We start from the raw sequence: 19047 nt of genomic DNA on the forward strand, positions 1-19047 counted from the left end.
CCGCCGCGTCCCGGGGTCGAACCGGGAACGGCGCTCTCGCGATCAGGTTGTACCGGCCCGCGCCCGGAGCGCGGACTACTCGGCCGCCTGCCGCCCCCGGCCGGTGGCCGAACCCCGGCGGCCCGGCGCGGCGTCCGCCTTCGATCCGGCCGCCGACTTGGAAGGTACCTTCGGAGCCACCTTCGAGGATGCCTTCGCGGCCGCCTTGGCGGGCCCCTTCGCCGCTCCCGCGGCGGGGCGCCGGGCGAGCACTTCGCGCAGGAAGCGCCCGGTATGGCTCGCCGCGCTCTCCGCGATCTCCTCGGGCGTGCCCTGGGCCACCACCCGGCCGCCGCCGTCGCCGCCCTCCGGGCCCATGTCGATCACCCAGTCGGCGGTCTTGATGACCTCGAGGTTGTGCTCGATCACCACCACGGTGTTGCCCTGATCGACCAGTTCGTGGAGCACCTCCATGAGCTTGGCGACGTCGTGGAAGTGCAGGCCGGTGGTGGGCTCGTCGAGGATGTAGAGCGTGCGCCCCGTGGCGCGCTTCGACAGCTCCTTGGAGAGCTTCACCCGCTGCGCCTCGCCGCCCGAGAGCGTGGTCGCCTGCTGGCCGACGCGGACGTAGTGCAGGCCGACCCGGGCCAGCGTCTCCATCTTCTCGCGGATGGAAGGGACGGCCTTGAACAGGTCGGCCGCCTCTTCGACGGTCATGTCGAGCACGTCGGCGATGGACTTGTTGCGGTAGCGCACCTCCAGCGTCTCGCGGTCGTAGCGCTTGCCCTTGCACACGTCGCAGGTGACGTAGACGTCGGGCAGGAAGTGCATCTCGATCTTGATGACGCCGTCGCCCGAGCAGGCCTCGCAGCGCCCGCCCTTCACGTTGAACGAGAAGCGCCCGGCTTGGTAGCCGCGGGCCTTGGCCTCGGGCAGGCCGGCGAACCAGTCGCGGATCGGAGTGAAGGCGCCGGTATAGGTCGCCGGATTCGAGCGCGGGGTGCGGCCGATCGGCGACTGGTCGATGTCGATGACCTTGTCGAGATGCTCCAGCCCCTCGATCCGCTCGAACGGGGCCGGGTGCTCCAGGGCGCCGTTCAGCCGCTTGGCCGCCGCCTTGTAGAGCGTGTCGATCACGAGCGTCGACTTGCCGCCGCCGGAGACGCCGGCAATGCAGGTGAAGGTGCCGAGCGGAATCTGCGCGGTCACATCTTTCAGATTGTTGCCCCGCGCGCCGACCACGGTGAGCATACCTCGGCCGGGATCGCGCCGGGCCTTGGGTGTGTGCACCGAAAGTTCGCCGGTCAGATATTTCGCGGTGAGCGAGGCCGGATCCCTGAGGAGTTCCTCCGGCGTGCCCTGCGCGACGATCTCGCCACCGTGGATGCCCGCACCCGGCCCGACATCGACCACGTAGTCGGCCTGGAGGATCGCGTCCTCGTCGTGCTCGACCACGATGACCGAGTTGCCCAGATCCCGCAGGCGCTTGAGCGTGCCGAGCAGGCGCTCGTTGTCGCGCTGGTGCAGGCCGATCGAGGGCTCGTCGAGCACGTAGAGCACGCCGGTGAGCCCCGAGCCGATCTGCGAGGCGAGCCGGATGCGCTGGCTCTCGCCGCCCGAGAGCGAGCCCGAGCCGCGGGCGAGCGTCAGGTATTCGAGGCCGACATCGACGAGGAAGGTCAGGCGGTCGCGGATCTCCTTGAGGATGCGGACCGCGATCTCGTTCTGCTTGTCGGTGAGCTTCTCCGAGATCTCCGAGAACCAGCGATGGGCCTCGCGGACGGAGAGGGCGGTGACCTGGCCGATGTCCTGCCGGTCGATCTTGACCGCGAGCGCCTCCGGCTTGAGCCGCTTGCCGTCGCAGGCGGCGCAGGGCGTGGCGCTCATGAAGCGGCCGATTTCTTCCCGGCTCGCGTCGCTCTCGGTCTCCTTGTAGCGCCGCTCCAGGTTCGGGATCACGCCCTCGAACGGCTTGTTGACCGCGTAGGCGCGCAGGCCGTCATTGTAGTCGAAGCGCACCGCCTCCTTGCCCGTGCCGTAGAGGATCACCTCGCGGGCCTGTGCGGGCAGGGCCGACCACGCGACCGTTGTCTTGAAGCCGAAATGCTTGGCCAGCGCGTCGAGCGTCTGGTCGTAATAGGGCGAGGTCGATTTCGCCCAGGGGCCCACCGCCCCGCGCTTCAGGGTCAGCGCGGAATCGGAGATCACCAGTTCGGGATCGATCCGCATCTCGTGGCCGATGCCGCCGCAGGTCGGGCAGGCGCCGAACGGGTTGTTGAACGAGAACAGCCGCGGCTCGATCTCGGGAATCGTGAAGCCGGAAACAGGGCAGGCGAAGCGCGAGGAGAAGGTGATCTTCTTCGGCGTTTCCCCTTCCGGCGTGTCGGCGAACTCGATGTCGGCGATGCCGTCGGCCAGTTCGAGCGCGGTCTCGAAGGAATCGGCCAGCCGGCTGGCGATGTCGGCGCGCACGACGATGCGGTCCACCACCACGTCGATGTCGTGCTTGAGCTTCTTGTCGAGCTTCGGCACGTCGTCGATCGGGTAGTACTCGCCGTCGATGCGAAGCCGCTGGAAGCCTTTCTTCTGGAACTCGGCGATTTCCTTGCGGTACTCGCCCTTGCGGCCGCGCACCACGGGCGCGAGCAGATAGAGGCGCGTCTTCTCCGGCAGCGCCAGCACCCGATCGACCATCTGGCTGACCGTCTGGCTCTCGATCGGCTCGCCGGTGGCGGGCGAGTAGGGTATGCCGACCCGCGCCCAGAGCAGGCGCATGTAATCGTAGATCTCGGTGACCGTGCCGACGGTGGAGCGCGGGTTCTTCGAGGTGGTCTTCTGCTCGATGGAGATGGCCGGCGAGAGCCCGTCGATCTGATCGACGTCGGGCTTGCTCATCATCTCCAGGAACTGGCGGGCATAGGCGGAAAGCGACTCGACGTAGCGGCGCTGCCCTTCCGCGTAGATCGTGTCGAAGGCCAGCGACGACTTGCCCGACCCCGACAGGCCCGTGAACACCACGAGCCGATCGCGGGGAATGGTCAGGTCGACATTCTTGAGATTGTGCTCGCGGGCCCCACGCACGGAGATGACGCGGGTGTCGCGCGCGCCCGCGCCGCCGGCCGCGTCGAACAGGGCCGAGAGCTGTGCGTCGGTCCGTTCCTCGGCCTTTCCCTTGGACTTGGCCGCGGTCTCAGGCTTGCGGGCTTTGGCTTTGGCCATGGACGACAAATTCTCTGCGACGATCCGGGCGGCCCGGTTGCGGCGCCCTCGCTTTCTGCTCGGGCGGGCAACGGGTGTGCCGCGCGGGAACAGTATCCGGGGACGGAGATGGGTTCCGGGCGGCGCGAAACCACTAGAACGGAACGGGTACGACGGCAATGCCGGCCCGTCGCGACCGCGACGCCTTGCTCGAATGGGCTGGATCGCCTCCCGTCCGAGAGCCGCCGAAGGGCGGGTTCGGCTGCACACATTCCGATCCGATCGGCCGCAAAAACACGCCATCCACCGAAACAAAAATCAAGCAACGCGATCGATACCTTAGACTCAGATTAAGATGAAGATCGCGAGGTTTCGTCACATTCCGATTAGATTAAAGTGCGCCTGCCATATAGTGCGCTCGGCGCTTGCATGAATGACTTGCTCCTTACCGGCGTCGTCGGTACGTCGGCGCAGGCCCTGAAGTCCAAGGCCTCGTCCGACCTCGGCGCCATCCCGTCGGTCGCCAACCGCATGACGCTGCTGGCCCTGAACGCGCTCATCGAGGCGGCCCATGCCGGCGAGAAGGGAGCGGGATTCTCGGTCGTCGCGCAGGAAGTCCGGACCGTCTCGACCGAAGTCGAGACGCTGGCCGCAGCCGTGGGATCGGGCCTCGGCACCGGCGTCGACAACCTCACGGCGGCCGTCGCGCGGTCGGCGCGCAGGTCGAGGCCGAGACCTGGTTCCGGCACGCACTCGCCCTGCCGAGCGGCGACGCCTAGACGGCGGTTGACATGCGGACCGAGGCGCGCCTGCGCGGCGCACAGGTCGCCACCTATTGCGCAAGCGTGCGGGAGGGCGGTCGCGCCGAGGGAAAGCCGCTGGGCATCCTCGCCATCCATTTCGACTGGCAGCCGCAGGCCCGCGCCATCGTCCAGGGCGTCCGGCTGGGCGCGGGCGAGCGGGAGCGCACCCGCGTGATGCTGCTCGATGCCCGCAACCGCGTGATCGCCTGCTCCCGGGACGAGGGGGTGCTGAGCGAGACCTACCAGCTCCGCACCGACGGCCGGTCCCAGGGTCACTACCGGGATAGGGACCGCCTCGTGGCCTTCCACGACACCCCCGGCGACGAAACCTATGGGGGCCTGGGCTGGCGCGGCGTGATCGAGCAGCGGATCGAAGGGAGCACGAATAGCCTGTTGTGACGACACAGAATCTATTCGATCCGCGCAATTGGCTCGGATCACCGCCGACATGATGAAATCGTAGCTCATCTGCACCAAATTTGAGCAACGTCTCTCCGGCGAAATCTTTACTTTACATTCGACTTCCATGGTCCGGCCGCAACTTTCCCGGATCGTTCCGTCATGAAACTGCCCTCATCCCTGCGCGCCCGCATCGTCACGGTGGCGCTGATCCCCTGCCTCGCCTTCGGTGCCGCGGCGGGCGTGGCGGTCGCGGAGCGGGCGGGGCAGGGCCGTGCCATGGCCCGGACCGAGGAAGGAGTCGGCCTGTCGGTGCGGATCGGCGCCTTCGTGCACGAGGCGCAGAAGGAGCGCGGGGCCTCGAGCCTCTATCTCGGTTCGAAGGGAAGCCAGTTCGCCACGGAACTCGCCGCGCAGCGCGGGCTGACCGACGCCGCGCGGACGGCCCTCCTCGCCGGGCTCGATGCCGCCGGGGAGAGCTCCGCCAAGGCGACGGCCCTGCGCGCGCGGCTCGCGGAGATCGACCGGCACCGCGGCGCGGTCGATCGGCTGGAGGCCTCGGTGCCCGCCAACCTCGCCCTCTATTCCGGCGTCATCGCCGAGGCGCTCGGCGCCGTGCGCGCGGTGGCGCAGGTCTCCGCCGACCCTGCCCTCGGCGCCCGGGTCTCCGCCCTGTCCGCCTTCCTCTCACTCAAAGAATTCGCCGGCCAGGAGCGGGCGGCGGCCTCGGCCCTGTTCGCCGCGGGCCCGATCGATCTGGCCGGCCTGCGGCGCCTCGCCGGGCTCGCGGCGGATCAGGCGACCTTCGAGGGGCTGTTCCGGGCCGCGAGCCCGGCCGGGGACGTCGCGGCGCTGGAGAGCGCCAACGCCGCGGAGGCCGCCCGTGAGGTCGCGCGCATCCGTGCGCTCGCCCTCGAGACCGCGCCGGGCCAAGTGCCCGCCTTCTCCGACGCCAAGGGCTGGTTCCGGCTCGCCACGCAGCGCATCGACGGGCTGAAGGGCATCGAGGACCGGCTGACGGCCGCCCTGGCGCGGGACGCGGCCGCGGCCCGGGCGCAAGCCGAGCGCGCCGTCGCGCTCTGGGCCGGGGCGGCGCTCGCCACCCTGCTGCTCTCGGTCGCCCTCGCCTTCGGCCTCGGCTCGGCCATCGCCCGCCCCTTGAGCCGGATGGCGCGGGCGCTGACCGCGATCGGGCGCGGCGAAACCGAGGTCGAGATCCCGGTGAAGGGGCCGAGCGAGCTGCGCGCCATCGCCGCGGCGGCGGTCGCCTTCCGCGACAGCGTGGCCGAGCGCGCCCGCATCCGCGCGGCGCAGGAGCGCGGCGCCGAGGAGGAGAGCACCCGCCGCCACGCGGCGATGATGGCGGTGGCCGACGGCTTCGAGGCGCGGGTCGGCGGCATCGTCGCGGCGGTCTCGGCGGCCGCGCTGCAGCTGGAGGCCGCCGCCCGGGGGATGAGCGCGGCGGCCGGCGAAACCTCCGCCTTGAGCGCCTCGGCGGCCGAGGCTTCGGCCCAGGCGGCGCGCTCCTCCGACGGCATCGCCGCCGCCACCGAGGAGCTGTCGGCCTCGATCCGCGAGATCTCCGCACAGGTCGGCGCCTCGGCCCAGGCGGCCGGCGCCGCCGAGGAAGAGGCCGGGCGCACGGCAGGGGAGGTCGCGCGCCTCGCGGAAGCCGCGGACAGCATCGGCCGGATCGTCGGGCTGATCTCGGAGATCGCCGGGCAGACCAATCTCCTGGCGCTCAACGCCACGATCGAGGCGGCGCGCGCGGGCGAAGCGGGACGGGGCTTCGCGGTGGTCGCGGCGGAGGTGAAGGGCCTCGCCGCCCAGACCGCCCGGGCCACCGAGGAGATCGCGGGGCGCATGGCGGAGATCGAGGCCGCCACCGGCGCTTCGGTCTCGGGCATCACCGGCATCGCCCGCACGATCCGCGACCTGTCGCGCATCTCGAACGACATCGCCGCCGCGGTCGAGGAACAGGGCGCGGCCACCGCCGAGATCGCCCGCACCACCGCCGAGACCTCGGCGGGAACCCGGCGCGCCTCGGACGACGTGGCGGGGGTGGCCCGCACCGCCGACGACGCGAGCAGCGGCTCGAGCCAGGTGCTCGGGGCGGCAAGCGACCTCGCCCGCCAGGCGGCAGCCCTGCGCACGGAGGTCGGCGGCTTCCTCGCCCAGGTGCGGGCGGCCTGAGTCGAGGGTTTCGAAAGGGCCAAGCCCTTCTCATAGGATCCAGGGCGGAGCCCGGGCTGAAGGGATGCCGGGGTTTCAACCCCGGCGCCCCGCCAAAGGGATGATCCCTTTGGCATCCCGGGATCAGTGCCGCGCTTCGCCCTGGGCGGGGGTGTTCTGCACGACGTTGACCTCCTCGGCGATGCGCGGCTCGACCTTGAGGTTCTGGCGCATGCTCTGGAGATGGTCGGTCACCACCAGCGTGTCGGGCTTGAGGCCTTTGAGCACGGCGGTGTTGTCGCCGTAGACGTCGCCGACCTCGATCGCCGTCATGTGGACGGTGCCGGCCTCGTCCACCGTCCAAACCACCTGCTGGTCGAGCTGGGCCGAGAGCGCGACCGTCGGAACCAGCAGGCGCTCCTGCCGGCCCACCTCGATCCGGGCGCGCACGAAGCGCCCGGGCAGGTAGCGCTCGTCCGCGTTGTCGAGGAAGGCCTGGATCAGGCGGCGGCCGGTGCGGGGGTCGAAACGGTTGTCGAGCCGGTAGATCGTGGCCTCGCGCACGGGCTCGCGCTGGACATCAAGGAGCTGGACCTTCACACGCCCCTCGGCCTGCGCCACCCGCACGGCTTCCGCGTCCTCGGAGGAGAGCGCCATCTGCACGTCGATCGGGTTCACCTGCACCACCGAGACGAGCTTGGTCTGGTTCTCGATCACCATGTCGCCGATATTGGCCAGCGACAGGGAGGAGCGCCCGTCGAAGGGCGCGCGGATCACCGCGTAATCGAGGTTCAGCCGCTCCCGGGCGATGGCGGCCTCCGCCTCGTTGAGCTTGGCATTGGCCGTGGCGAGGTTCGACTGGTTCTGCTGGGCGCGCTGCTCGGTGGCGAAGCCCTTGTCGGCGAGCTGCTCGGTGCGGTTCACCTCCGCCTGGGCGAAGTCGAGGGTGGCCTTGGCCTGGTCGCGCAGGGCCTCGGCCGATTTCAGGGCGACCTCGAAGGGGCGGGGGTCGATGCGGAACAGCACCTGCCCCTTCTTCACGTGGCCGCCGGGCTCGAACGGGCGCTCCACCACGAAGCCGGTCACCCGCGTCTGCAGCTCGGCGTCGCGGGGCGAGATGATCGTGCCGGTATATTCGAAGGCGACCGGCACGTCCTGGCGGCTCGCGCGCACCGCCCGCACCGTGAGGCGGGGCGCCGCGCGGTCCTTGGAGGCGGCGCGGCTCGACACCTTGAGGTGATGGGCAAGGAAGCCGGGGATCGGGTGGCCCATCCCCCACCACGCGCCTCCGGCGATCCCGAGAGCCCCGACGACGAGGCCGGTGATGACGAAGCCGACGCCTGGCCGCACGATATCCGCTCTCCGGGGGCTGGCCGGGCGCCCGAGGCCCGGTCTCGTTCGGGCACGTCAGCCCGACAGGGAACACGCTCGGGCGCGAGACGTTGCATGCGGGTCTTCGCGGCATCCTCGCGCGGCACCCTCGCATCGTGGAGTCGGCCCACCGAATGTTCGCCGCATTCGTCGACCGGCCGATCCTGGCCGCCGTGATCTCGATCGTCATCACGACGATCGGCATCGTCGCCGGGGTGACCCTGCCGGTGGCGCAATATCCCGAGATCGCGCCGCCCATCATCAACATCCAGGCGACCTATCCCGGCGCCTCCGCCCAGCAGGCCTACGAGTCGATCGCGATCCCGCTGGAGCAGGAGATCAACGGGGCGCCCAGCCTCATCTACATTCAATCGACGAGCTCGACCGACGGCAGCGTCTCGATCGACGCCACCTTCGATGTCGGCTCGAACCTCGACGCCGCCGCCGCCGAGGTGCTCACCCGCGCGAGCCGGGCCGAGGCGAAGCTGCCCGAGGCGGTGCGCGCGCAAGGGCTGGAGATCCAGAAATCCTCGCGCCAGCGGCTCGGGAACGTCGTGCTCTACGCCGACGAGAGCACCGGCTTCGACGAGCTGTTCCTGGCCAACTACGCCGAGACCCAGGTCATCAAGCCGCTGCGCCGGGTCACCGGCATGGGCCGCATCCTGAACTTCTCCAACATGCGCTACGCCATGCGCGTCTGGCTCGATCCGGCCAAGATGGAGGCCCTGTCGCTGCCGACCGAGGCGGTGCTCCAGGCGATCCAGGCGCAGAACGCGCAGGTGACGACGGGCTCGCTCGGCAAGCTGCCGATGGACCGGGCGACGCCCTTCGAGCTGCAGCTCGTCACCAAGGGCCGGCTGACGAAGCCGGAGGAGTTCGGCAACATCGTCCTGCGGGCCAATGCCGACGGCTCGGTGGTGCGCGTCTCCGACGTGGGCCGGGTGGAGCTGGGCTCGGAGCAGTACGGCGTCACCTCGAACTTCGACGGCAAGCCCTCGGCTACGCTCGGCATCTTCCAGAACCCGGACGCCAACGCCGTCGAGGTGATGAACGGGACGCGCGAGACCATGGCGGACCTCGCCAAGCGCTTCCCCCCCGGCCTGCACTACTCCATCGCCCTCGATTCCACCGAGTTCGTGAAGGAGGCGATCTACGAGGTGGTGCGCACCCTGGTCGAGGCGATCCTCATCGTCACGGTCGTCACCTACCTCTTCCTGCAGAACTGGCGCGCCACCCTGATTCCGACCATCGCGGTGCCGATCGCCCTGATCGGCACCTTCGGGCCGATGGCGCTCCTGGGCTTCTCCTTCAACACCCTGAGCCTGCTCGGCCTCGTGCTCGCGGTCGGCCTCGTGGTGGACGACGCGATCATCGTCGTGGAGAACACCGAGCGGCTGATGGAAGAGGGGATGGAGCCCAAGCCCGCCTCCCGCGAGGCGGTCAACGAGATCGGCGGTCCCGTCATCGCCACGACGCTGGTGCTCGCCGCCCTGTTCGTGCCGGTGGCCTTCATCCCCGGTCTCACGGGCCAGCTCTACAACCAGTTCGCGCTCACCATCGCCATCTCGGTGATGATCTCGGCCATCGTCTCGCTGACCCTGACGCCGGCCCTGTGCGGCCTGCTCCTGAGGCCGCACGGGCAGCGGAAGAAGCGCTGGTGGCGCAAGCCCCTCGACTGGTTCAACACCGCGCTGGAGCGCTCGGCCAACTTCGTCGCCGGCTCGATCGGGTGGCTCGCCCGCCACGTCGTGCTGACCCTCGCCGTCTTCGTGCTGTTTGCCGGAGCCACATTCCTGCTGCTGATGCAGCGCCCCACCGGCTTCGTGCCGGAGGAGGACCAGGGCTACCTCTACGCCGAGGTGGCGATGCCGCTGGGCGCCTCGGTGCAGCGCACGGAGGCCATGAACGCCCGCTTCGGCGAGGTTCTGCGTGCCCGCGACGACGTGGATCACACCATCGGGGTCAGCGGGCGCTCCTTCCTCGCCGACACGGTGGCCCCGTTCTACGGCTTCAACATCCCCGTCATGAAGCCCTGGGACGAGCGCAAGACCACGGTCGACGACCTGATCCGGGACATGGAAGAGCGCTTCCGGCACGATCCCGACGGGCAGGTGCGCATCGCGAACCCCTCGCCCCTGCCGGGCCTGGGCTCGCGCGGCGGCCTGACCCTGGAGATCCAGGACCGCTCCGGCAACGGCGGGATCGGGCTGGCGAAGACGGCCAGCGACTTCATCGAGCGGATCAAGGCGCTGCCCGGCGTGGCCACGGCGACGCCGACCACCGACTGGGGCGTGCCGCAGATCCGCCTCGACATCGACCGGGCCAAGGCCGAGCAGCTCGGCGTGCCGCTCGCCCGGCTGTTCGAGGCGCTCGGCACCTATGTCGGGTCGAGCTTCGTCAACCTCTTCAACCGCTTCGGCTTCGTCTACCAGGTCTACGTCCAGAGCGACCCCTCCGGGCGGCGGCTGTTTCAGGATCTGGAGGCGCTGACCGTCATCAACGCGCAAGGGGAGCCGGTGCGCCTCGGCTCCCTGGTTCAGGCCAAGTTCACCACGGGGCCGACGGCGGTCCTGTCCTACAACACCTACCCGGCCATCGAGGTGGCGGTGACGGTCGAGCCGGGCTCCAGCTCCGGCACGGTGATCGCGGCGGTCGAGGAGTTGGCGGGCGCGTTGCCGACCAACAACTCCATCGAGTGGACCGAGGTCGCCTACCAGGAGAAGATCGCCGGCAACTTCGCGCCGATCATCTTCGGGCTCGGCGTGTTCATGATCTTCTGCTTCCTGGCCGGGCAGTACGAGTCCGTGCGCCTGCCGCTGGTGATCCTGCTCGCCACGCCGCTGGCGATCTTCGGCGCGGTCGGCTTCCTGGCCCTGCGGGGCATGCCGCTCGACGTGTTCGGGCAGATCGGCCTGCTGCTGCTGGTGGGGCTGGCGGCCAAGAACTCGATCCTGCTCGTCTCCTTCGCCGAGGAGCTGCGCGCGCGGGGCGAGGGCGCGCTGGAGGCGGCCCAGCACGCCACGCGGCTGCGCATGCGCCCGATCCTGATGACCTCCTTCGCCTTCATCCTGGGCTCGGTGCCGCTCGCCATCGCCAGCGGGGCAGGGGCGAATGCGCGCCTCTCCATGGGCACGGTGGTGATCGGCGGATTGCTGGTGGCCACCATCCTGACGCTGTTCGTCACCCCCGTCTTCTACGTCGCCGCCGAGCGGCTGCGGGGCGAGGCGGGGCGCGAGGATGCGGCCGCGAGCGGGGAGGGACGGGCGCAGCCGGCCGCGTGAGGGTTGCCGGCGGTAAACGAGGCCGTCGAAGCACCTGCTCGGGCCTCGCGGAGCGAAGCCGAAGCGATCGAGAGCCCGGCCGCTTCGGAAAGGTTACGCGGCCGCATCGCCTCGCTGATCGCTCGCGATGACGGCGGAGGCTGCCTTCAGCGCGCGATCCGCTCCCAGGCCTCCCGGGCGAGGGCGGCCGAGAGGGGCTTTTGCGCGAAGCGGGCCTGCTCGGGCAGGTCACCGGGCTCGGGCGAGAGGCCGGCCGAGAGCACGATCAGGGACAGGTCCGGCCGGCGCGCCGCGATCTCCTGGGCCAGGACGAACCGTCCCTGCGGACCCGCGAGGTCGGCGTCGACGATCGCGAGGCGCAGACCGGTGTGAAGCTCGATCTGTCGGGTCGCCGTCGGCGCGCTCCAGGCCTCGAGCACCTCGAAGCCCGCCTCCGCCAGAAGGTCCGCCGTCGCGATGCGCAGGACCGCCTCGCTCTCGACGACCAGGGCCAGAACGCGCGGGTCGTTCGTCCCATCGGGCCGCACATCGCTGCGCGGGGCGGGGGGAGCGGGTTGATCCATGGGGTTCCTCGGCCGGGTTCCCCCCTTCAAGCGGCGAAACGCGGGTTCGTTGCCCTCGAAACCTCACTCTTTTTCGAGGAGCCCCGGCAGCGGCGCCAGGATGCGGCAGATCACGCCCTCCGGCGCGTAGGTCGTGTGCGTCTCGCCGCCGACCGCCCCCGAGAGCCCGCGCTCGATCAGGCGCGAGCCGAAGCCCCGGCGCGTGGGGATCGCGACCGGCGGCCCGCCGCTCTCCGTCCAGGTCATCGCCAGAAGCGGCTCCCCGCCCGGCACGACCGACCACACCACCCGGACCCGGCCGCCGGGCACCGAGAAAGCGCCGTACTTGGCGGCGTTGGTCGCGAGTTCGTGGATCATCAGCGCCAGCGACAGCGCCGCCTTCGGTCCCACCTCGATCGGCGGCCCCGACAGCGCGATGCGGCCAGGCTCGCCGTCGTCGTGGATCGCGAGCGCGCCCGCCACCACCGCCTCGAGTCCGGCGCCCTCGCCCTCCCCGGAGAGCAGGATGTCGTGCGCCTTGCCCAGGGCCACGAGCCGGGCCACCAGCGCCTCCTTGACCGTGGCGACGTCGGTGACGTTGCGCAGGGTCTGCGAGGCGATGGCCTGGGCCATGGTCAGGGTGTTCTTGAGGCGGTGGCTCAGCTCGCGGTTGAGGAAGCGCTGCTGCTCCTCCGCCTGAAGCCGGGCGAGTGCCGCCGAGGCCCGCCCGGCCACCTCGCGGACGAAGTCGATCTCGCCCCGGCTCCAGGCCCGGACTCCCGCGGCATGAACGTAGACGAGGCCGACCAGCTCGCCCCGGCGCAGCAGCGGCACCGTGATCCCGGACCGGGCGGCGATGGCCGTGTAGGTCGGCGCGTCGGCCGCAAGGTCGGGGTCGGCGGAAAGATCCGCGACGGCGAGGACCGTGCCGCGCCGCAGCCGCGCGACCGTGGCCGCGAACAGCGCCAGGGGATGGCTGCCCGCGAGGCTCGAGGTTCCGTGCGACCAGTCGCGCTCGATCACGAGGCGCTCCGCGCCCGCGTCGACCGCCGCGTAGCCCGCGCGGGCGCAGCCGAGGGTGCGCCCCAGGATTCCGGCGGCGATCTGCGAGATCTCGGCGGGGGCGGCGGCCTCGCGCAGCCGGTCGCCGAGTTCGATCAGCGCCCTCTGGCGCGCCTCGACCCGCTTCTCCTCGCTGATGTCCTCGATCATCGCCGTGGCCAGGATCGTGTCGCCGCGGATCTGCGACACGAGGTTGACCCGGCACCAGATCAGGCTGCCATCCCCCCGGCGGTAGCGCTTCTCAAGCGTCTCGCGCACGATCTCGCCGGCAGCGATCCGGCGGTGCAGCCGGTCGCGCTCCGCCGCGTCCTCCTCCGGCGTCCACTTGGCGATGGAATGCCCGACGATCGCGCTCTCCGGCGCGCCCCAGATCGCGCAGAGCTTGGCGTTGACCTCCACCGCGACCATGCTGCGCGGATCGATCTGGACGATGCCGACATTGGCGCCCTCGACCACCGCCCGGAGCTGGGCGGCGACGCGGTTGCGCTCGGTCAGGTCCAGCATGGCGCCGATCATGCGCAGCGGCGCGCCGTCGGCCCCGCGCACCATGGAGCCGCGGTCGAGCACCTCGGCGTAGGAGCCGTCGGCGCGCCGGAAGCGGTACTCGTGGCTCCAATCCTGCCCGCCCCCGCTGATGACGCGGCGGATATCGGCCTCCACCCTCTCCCGATCCTCCGGGTGGATGTGATCGAGCCACCAGCCGCCGGTCGGCTCGACCGCCTCCGGCGCCCAGCCATAGGCGACGTGCAGGGCCTCGTTCCACAGCACGTGGTCGGCCAGGAGGTCCCAGTCCCAGATCGCGTCGTTGGTGGCGCGGGTGACGAGGCGGTAGCGCTCCTGCGTGGCGGCGACCGCGGCCTGGGCCGTCCGCTCGGCGCTGACGTCGCGCACCGTGCCGACGAAGCGCAGCGCCCGCCCGCCCTCGGTGACGAGGGCGCCGCGGGCGGCCACCCAGGCGATCGCCCCGCCGTCGGGCGCGCAGGTGCGGTAGACGCAGTCGAACAGGCCGGGGCCGGCGGGGTCGAGCGCCGCCTGTACCGCGGCGTGCGCGTCCGCGCGGTCCTCCGGGTGGAGGCGGGCCAGGAAGGTGCCCTCGTAGCTCACGGCCTCGTCCGCACCGATCCCGAACAGGGCGCGGGTGCGTGCGTCCCAGCTGAGGGTACCGGCCACGAGATCGTAATCGAAGATGCCGATGCCGCCCGCCTCGACGGCGAGCCGCAGGCGCAATTCGCTCTCGGCCAGGGCCGCGGTCTCCGCCCGCCGGCTCAGGCTGCCCCGGCGCAGCTCGAGCTGCGTCATCACCATGCGGGCCAGGGCCGCGAGCCCCCTGGCCTGGGCGGGGCTCAGACCCTCCGGCCGGGGCTTGGCGTCGATCACGCACAGGGCGCCGATCGCCACGCCCTCCGGGGTCGTGAGCGGCGCGCCGGCATAGAACCGCAATCCCGGCTCGCCCGTCACCAGCGGGTTGGCGCGGGTGCGGGGATCGGCGGTCAGATCGGGGATGACGAGGATGCCGCCCTTGATCAGCGTGTGCATGCAGATCGATCGGTCGAGCCCGGTCTCGCCGGGCGCGAAGCCGATCCGTGCCTTGAACCATTGCCGGTCGCCGGTCACGAGGCTGACGAGGGCGGTCGGCGCCTCGCAGAGCTGACAGGCCAGCGCCACGGCATCGTCGAAGGCCTCCTCGGAAGGCGTGTCGAGGATGCCGTAGCCGGCCAGGGCGACCAGACGCCGGGCCGCCCCGTCCGCGAAGGGATCGTCGGGCTGCCGGCTCATCGGCGGATGCAGCCGGGCGCGTTGCCCGAACGGGCGCGCGGCGCGGACCTCGTCCGAACGGGACGGCGCGCAGGAGCGGCCGATCCCGCCATCGGTGCCGGCGTGAGGACTCCCGGAGCGGGGGGAGTTTCGTGGGGCACGCGAAACGCCTGCTGGAACGGCCGTGACGAGAGAATGCCTAAAGCGCGCGTGGCGGAAGGGAAAGACGCCGTCGCGCGCCGGGGCACGTCGAAACGGGAGCGTCGGCCGGTCTCGGGGAGCGCGGACACGGGCTTAACCGGGCGGCTCGATCGCGACGAGGCGCCCGTTCGGACCGTAGATCGCGCCGAGCACGGTCTCGAAATGGCGCCGGACGCTGGCATGGCACTCGCAGGCGACCTCCTCGATCACCGGACGGTTGAGGATGGTGATGCGTCCGCGCCCGACCTCGATCAGGCCCTGCTGCTGGAGCATCCGCAGGATGCGGGTGAGATAGGTGCGCTGCACGCCGAGCATCGCGGCCAGGGATTCCTGGGTGATCGGCAGCACGTTGCTGTCGAGCCGGTCCTGCAGGGTCAGCAGCCAGCGCAGGCAGCGCTCCTCGATCGGGTGCAGGGCGTTGCAGGCGACCGATTGCAGCACCTGCGCGAGCAGGCAGTCGGAGTAGCGCGTGAACAGGTTGCGCAGGGACTCGGACTGGCGCTTGGCCTCCTGAAGGCGCGCCGAATCCATCCGCAGGACTGGGCCGCCGATCTGGATCAGGGCGTGGGTCGAGGCGGGCAGGCCGCCGTTGCTGACCACGCCCCCCACCGCGCCCTCGCGGCCGATCGTGGCGGTCTCGGCGCTGCGCCCATCGATCATCGAGATCACCAGGGTGACCACGGTCTGATCGAGGGGGAAGCTGATGAAGTCCACCTCGCGACCGGCGGCGAACAGCGTCTCGCCGCGCTTGTACTCGATCCGCTCCAGATCGGGCAGAAGGCGGCGGCGGTCCTCGGGATTCAGGCAGTTCAGGAGCAGATTGCCTTCGAAGCAGCGCTCAAGGGCCGAAGGCATGTAAGGCTCAAGATCCGTCGTGTCGGAGGTGCGGTCCCTATCGCAAAGCTCCCGCGCCCGTCTGTCCACAAGTAGACACTAGCAAGGCGGGATACGAAAAAATTCGGATCAGCTGCGCGTCTCGCTCCCGCCTTTACGAAGCTAGGCCGAAAAAGCAAGGCAACATAAGTTACGCTTGACTTGGCAGAATCCGGTTGAGCCTTGGTGCCGCTCGCGAAACGTCCGCTTCATCGGCACCATCGCAGCGCGAACCGTCCGCGACCGGACGCTTCGCAAGGCCGTCCTGCCGGCGCCGGTTTGCCGGTCCTACTTGCCGGTGCAGAGACCCTGGCCGGACAGGCGCCGGTGCTCGCGCGGATCGCAATCGGTGGCCAGGAACGAGGCCCACTCGGTCGGGCTGCCGTAGAAGGCGTTGCGGTCGACGTCGCCGCGCACGCCGGGCACGCGCCCGGTCGAGGTGAACTGCCAGAGCATCCACTTGCGGTTGGCGTAGCGCTGCTCGGGCTCGGCCGCGGTGGAGCGGACCCAGTGAGGGTAGTCGGGCAGCTCGTCTTCCAGCACGTCCTTATGGAAGGTGATGTCCGTATAGATGATCGGCCGCTTGCCGGTATAGGCCTCCATCTCATCCAGCATGTAGCGGATCATCGACAGCGCCTGAGCCTTGGGCAGCTTCTTCGGGCACTTGGCCGAATGGCCGTTCCACTCCACGTCGAGCACCGGGGGGAGGGCGGTCGGATCGTTCGGCACGTTGCGCTTGAACCAGGCCATCTGGTCCTCGGCCGAGCGGCACCAGAACACGAAGTGGTAGGCGCCCCGCGGCACCCCGGCCCGGCCCGCCCCGTCCCAGTTCTCGCGGAAGCGCTCGTCCACGTGGTCGCCGCCCTCCGTCGCCTTGATGAAGGCGAACTGCGTGCCCGCAGACTTGACCGAGGCCCAGTTGATCGGCCCCTGCCACTTCGAGATGTCGATGCCCTGGATCGGGTGGCTCTTGGCCCGTGCCACGCCGGGATGGGGCTTCACGTCGCCCTTGGTGGGATAGAAGTCGTTCTGCGAGGCGCAGGCCGCGAGCCCGGATACGAGCAGCGCGGCGAGCCCGCGCTTCAGCCAGGCGCGGCGCGCCGAGGGGGTTTGTGCGGGGTTCGAGGAAATCCCGGTGTCCTGCGACATCGATGGCCCGCCACTTCTCGCGTGCGACTTCAATGGGTATTCGATGCCTGTTGCGGGGTTAACAGAGCTTTGCTGGCATTGCGGCAGAATTCCGGAAGGCGTTGCGCCACAGGCACATGAGCGACCGCCGCGGCGTCCGGCGGCCGTGCGGCCCGGCTTCAAGAGACTGGAAAACCTGATGTTTCGTCCGGGACGGCCATGAGCAAGACTCTGTTCACCATCGGCTACGAAGGCCTGTCCCCGGACCGTCTGCACGGCGCGCTTAAGGAGGCCGGCGTCACCGTCCTCGCCGATGTGCGGGCGGTGGCCAATTCGCGCAAGCGCGGCTTCTCCAAGGGCGCGCTCAAGGCGGGGCTGGCCGAAGCCGGCCTCGGCTACGAGCACTTTCGAAGCCTCGGCACGCCGAAATCCGGCCGCGAGGCGGCCCGCGCCCACGATGCCGGGCTGATGCGGCGGATCTATTGCGAGGAGGTGCTCGACACCGCCGATGGCGGGCTCGCCCTGGCCGAGCTGGCCGCGCGCCAGCCGATCTGCCTGCTCTGCTTCGAGCGCGATCCCGCCCGCTGCCACCGCCGGGTTCTGGCGGAGCGCCTGAGCCCGCGCGGCTTCACGACCGTCGATCTCTACGGCGATTTTTTGTAGGAATCTCCGGATCTTGGCCGTCCGCTCACCGGGCGGGCCCAGCGAAAAGTCCAAGGAATCAGCGCATGAGCTGCGGCGCGCCCAGCCGCGGCTGCACGCCCTCGCGCATGACGAAGCGCCGCAGGGGCGGGATGGCGCCGAGCGCCACGAGGCCGAGGCCCCGCAGGGCATCGACCGGCAGCAGACCCGTGAGCAGCGAGCGGTTGAGCCAGTCGACCGCCGTGCCCCGCAGGCGCGCATCCATGCTTCGCGTCCGGGCGAACCCTGCCAGCGAGGCCGGGGCTCCCGGATCCCGGTTCGCCTCGCGGGCGGAGAAGACCGCGTCCCGCAGGGCGGCGGCGTCGCGCAGGCCGAGATTCAGCCCCTGCGCCCCGATCGGCGGGAAGACGTGGGCGGCCTCGCCGATCAGGGCGAGGCGCTCGGCCACCGGATTCGCCACCGAGAGGCCGCGCATCGGCACGAGCCCGCGGGGACCGTCGATCCGCATGGCCCCCAGCATCGAGCGGGCCTGATGCTCCACCGCCGCGGCCAGGGCCGCGTCGTCGAGGTCCGAGAGGCGCTTGGCCGCCCGCTCGGCGGTCACCCAGACGAGGCTGGAGCGGTGGCCGCCGGGCAGGGGGACCAGGGTGAAGGGTCCGTTGCGGGTGTGGAACTCGGTGGAGATGTCCCGGTGCGGCCGATCATGGGCGAGCAGGGTGGTGAGCGCCGCCTGCGGGTAGGACCATTCGCGGGTTCGCAGGGATGCGGCCGTCCGCAGGGGCGAGCGCCCGCCATCGGCGCCGACGACAAGCCGCGCCTCCAGGCTGCGCCCGTCCTCCAGCGCCAGCGCGGCGGCCCCGTCCGCCCGGTGCATCCCGGCCGAATCCGCCTCGAACAGCGTCAGGCCCGGCGTGGTGCGGGCCTGCCGGCGCAGGGTCTCGACGAGGCGGGCGCTCTCGACGTTCCAGCCGAAGGCGTCGAGCCCGATCTCGGAGGCCGAGAAGCGAGCGGGCGGCGGACGAAACAGGCTGCCGGTGTCGTCGACGATCTGGAGTTCGGCCAGCGGGGCGGCGTGCGGCGCGATCTCGTCCCAGGCGCCGAGCACCCGCAGGAAACGCACCGAGCCGTCGAGCAGGGCCACGGTGCGCCCGTCCGCGACCGGCGCGTGGCGCCCGACGAGGGCGGTCTCCACGCCGTCGCGGGCGAGCGCCAGGGCCGCGGCGAGCCCGGCCGCGCCCGCTCCCACCACCGCCACCTCGAAGCGGGGCGGCGGGCCGGCGGGATGCGCGCGCGGGGGGGATGTCGGCACCGGGACCGTCACGGCGGGAAGCTCCTTCGGGCCGCCGCCGAGAGGATGCGGGGCTCCGCCGTTCCTACAGAGGCGGGAGCGCGGCGGGGTCAAGTGCGACCGAGAGGGCGGGCGGGCGGTTCGCTCGGAGCCCGAGCCCGCGCAGGCGTGCGACATCGCCTCGAAGCCGGCGGGGAAATCAGGGTGATGGCGCCGAGCGTTCGCTCTGAAAGGTGAGATCCCGGGCAATCTGACGTGAAACCAAATCGATCCTCCGGCATTGGCAACCTATGTTGGGGGCTGCGCGGTCTCGTCGCGGGGTTCCAAGATTCACATCGTCCATTGGCGTCCGG

Annotated in this window: 10 protein-coding genes and 1 pseudogene; 4 read left to right on the forward strand and 7 right to left on the reverse strand. The window is 70.8% G+C overall.

Features of this window, described 5'->3' with window-relative positions:
• Nucleotides 1-75: 75 nt before the first annotated feature.
• Nucleotides 76-3198 (reverse strand): excinuclease ABC subunit UvrA, encoded by a 3123-nt coding sequence (uvrA, locus tag BY998_RS14150; RefSeq protein ID WP_110352255.1) that lies wholly within the window; start codon nt 3196-3198, stop codon nt 76-78.
• Between the two features lie 408 nt (nt 3199-3606).
• Between uvrA and BY998_RS25175 the strand changes: the two are divergent.
• Nucleotides 3607-4379 (forward strand): annotated as a pseudogene (locus BY998_RS25175) (methyl-accepting chemotaxis protein).
• A 162-nt stretch (nt 4380-4541) separates the two neighbouring features.
• Nucleotides 4542-6572, forward strand: coding sequence for a nitrate- and nitrite sensing domain-containing protein (locus BY998_RS14160; RefSeq protein ID WP_110352256.1), 2031 nt, complete (start codon nt 4542-4544; stop codon nt 6570-6572).
• A 123-nt stretch (nt 6573-6695) separates the two neighbouring features.
• Here BY998_RS14160 and BY998_RS14165 read toward each other — a convergent pair whose 3' ends face one another.
• Complete coding sequence (locus tag BY998_RS14165; protein ID WP_110352257.1) at nt 6696-7901, reverse strand: efflux RND transporter periplasmic adaptor subunit; 1206 nt, start codon at nt 7899-7901, stop codon at nt 6696-6698.
• Between the two features lie 155 nt (nt 7902-8056).
• Between BY998_RS14165 and BY998_RS14170 the strand changes: the two genes are divergently transcribed.
• A complete protein-coding gene (locus BY998_RS14170; RefSeq protein ID WP_110352258.1) occupies nt 8057-11203 on the forward strand; it encodes an efflux RND transporter permease subunit in 3147 nt (1048 codons plus the stop codon).
• Between the two features lie 146 nt (nt 11204-11349).
• Here BY998_RS14170 and BY998_RS14175 read toward each other — a convergent pair whose 3' ends face one another.
• The 4 genes from BY998_RS14175 to BY998_RS14190 all read right to left on the reverse strand — a co-directional run bounded on the left by BY998_RS14175 (nt 11350) and on the right by BY998_RS14190 (nt 16785).
• A complete protein-coding gene (locus tag BY998_RS14175) occupies nt 11350-11766 on the reverse strand; it encodes a response regulator (RefSeq protein ID WP_110352259.1) in 417 nt (138 codons plus the stop codon).
• Between the two features lie 63 nt (nt 11767-11829).
• Complete coding sequence (locus tag BY998_RS14180; RefSeq protein WP_110352260.1) at nt 11830-14583, reverse strand: PAS domain S-box protein; 2754 nt, start codon at nt 14581-14583, stop codon at nt 11830-11832.
• A gap of 273 nt (nt 14584-14856) precedes the next feature.
• A complete protein-coding gene (locus BY998_RS14185; RefSeq protein ID WP_110352261.1) occupies nt 14857-15618 on the reverse strand; it encodes a Crp/Fnr family transcriptional regulator in 762 nt (253 codons plus the stop codon).
• A 306-nt stretch (nt 15619-15924) separates the two neighbouring features.
• On the reverse strand, nt 15925-16785 hold the full coding sequence (locus BY998_RS14190) for a GH25 family lysozyme (RefSeq protein WP_110352262.1): 861 nt from the start codon (nt 16783-16785) through the stop codon (nt 15925-15927).
• 198 nt (nt 16786-16983) lie between these two features.
• On the opposite strand from BY998_RS14190, the gene BY998_RS14195 reads away from it, so the two are divergent.
• Nucleotides 16984-17427 carry a DUF488 domain-containing protein gene (locus BY998_RS14195; RefSeq protein ID WP_110352263.1) on the forward strand — a complete coding sequence of 148 codons (444 nt, stop codon included), beginning with the start codon at nt 16984-16986 and terminating at the stop codon, nt 17425-17427.
• Between the two features lie 58 nt (nt 17428-17485).
• On the opposite strand, the gene BY998_RS14200 is transcribed toward BY998_RS14195, so the two are convergent.
• A complete protein-coding gene (locus tag BY998_RS14200) occupies nt 17486-18727 on the reverse strand; it encodes a UbiH/UbiF family hydroxylase (RefSeq protein ID WP_110352264.1) in 1242 nt (413 codons plus the stop codon).
• Nucleotides 18728-19047: the final 320 nt, after the last annotated feature.

Origin of the sequence: Methylobacterium sp. B4, from assembly GCF_003201865.1 — a bacterium.
GTDB lineage: Bacteria > Pseudomonadota > Alphaproteobacteria > Rhizobiales > Beijerinckiaceae > Methylobacterium.

Excerpts from the sequence above, each read along its gene's own strand:
- uvrA (WP_110352255.1), bottom strand. The coding sequence starts at position 3,198 with ATGGCCAAAGCCAAAGCCCGCAAGCCTGAGACCGCGGCCAAGTCCAAG.
- BY998_RS14160 (WP_110352256.1), top strand. The coding sequence starts at position 4,542 with ATGAAACTGCCCTCATCCCTGCGCGCCCGCATCGTCACGGTGGCGCTG.
- BY998_RS14170 (WP_110352258.1), top strand. The coding sequence starts at position 8,057 with ATGTTCGCCGCATTCGTCGACCGGCCGATCCTGGCCGCCGTGATCTCG.
- BY998_RS14175 (WP_110352259.1), bottom strand. The coding sequence starts at position 11,766 with ATGGATCAACCCGCTCCCCCCGCCCCGCGCAGCGATGTGCGGCCCGAT.
- BY998_RS14180 (WP_110352260.1), bottom strand. The coding sequence starts at position 14,583 with ATGAGCCGGCAGCCCGACGATCCCTTCGCGGACGGGGCGGCCCGGCGT.
- BY998_RS14185 (WP_110352261.1), bottom strand. The coding sequence starts at position 15,618 with ATGCCTTCGGCCCTTGAGCGCTGCTTCGAAGGCAATCTGCTCCTGAAC.
- BY998_RS14190 (WP_110352262.1), bottom strand. The coding sequence starts at position 16,785 with ATGTCGCAGGACACCGGGATTTCCTCGAACCCCGCACAAACCCCCTCG.
- BY998_RS14195 (WP_110352263.1), top strand. The coding sequence starts at position 16,984 with ATGAGCAAGACTCTGTTCACCATCGGCTACGAAGGCCTGTCCCCGGAC.